The sequence below is a fragment of the Pseudomonas sp. MF6394 genome, from assembly GCF_002018845.1.
GTDB lineage: Bacteria > Pseudomonadota > Gammaproteobacteria > Pseudomonadales > Pseudomonadaceae > Aquipseudomonas > Aquipseudomonas lactis.
This window is the reverse complement of the sequence record NZ_MVOJ01000087.1, coordinates 1-551: the sequence shown is the minus strand read 5'-3', so window position 1 is coordinate 551 and position 551 is coordinate 1. Positions and strand designations below refer to the sequence as shown.

At 45.6% G+C, this 551-nt stretch carries 2 tRNA genes and 1 rRNA gene; all 3 read left to right on the top strand.

Annotation, left to right across the window (positions count from 1 at the left end):
• A 16S ribosomal RNA gene (locus MF6394_RS32840) occupies positions 1 to 64 on the top strand; the annotation flags it as partial.
• Between the two features lie 124 nt (positions 65 to 188).
• Positions 189 to 265, top strand: a tRNA-Ile gene (locus tag MF6394_RS32835).
• Positions 266 to 275: 10 nt separating this feature from the next.
• Positions 276 to 351, top strand: a tRNA-Ala gene (locus MF6394_RS32830).
• Positions 352 to 551: the final 200 nt, after the last annotated feature.

Sequence of the window (551 nt, the reverse complement as noted above, 5' to 3'; positions counted from 1 at the left end):
CATGACTGGGGTGAAGTCGTAACAAGGTAGCCGTAGGGGAACCTGCGGCTGGATCACCTCCTTAATCGACGACATCAGCTGCTCCATAAGTTCCCACACGAATTGCTTGATTCATTGAAGAAGACGATAGAAGCAGCTTTAAGCTCCAAGCTGATAGCTCTTAGCTAATCAGTTACGCGCTCGAAATTGGGTCTGTAGCTCAGTTGGTTAGAGCGCACCCCTGATAAGGGTGAGGTCGGCAGTTCGAATCTGCCCAGACCCACCAATTTTGTTATGGGGCCATAGCTCAGCTGGGAGAGCGCCTGCCTTGCACGCAGGAGGTCAACGGTTCGATCCCGTTTGGCTCCACCATTAACTGCTTCTGCTGTTAGAGTTTAGAAATGAATATTCTGAAGTGAATATTGATTTCTAGTCTTTGATTAGATCGTTCTTTAAAAATTTGGGTATGTGATAGAAAGATAGACTGAACGTTACTTTCACTGGTAACGGATCAGGCTAAGGTAAAATTTGTGAGTTCTCTTAATCGAGAAATTCGAATTTTCGGCGAATGT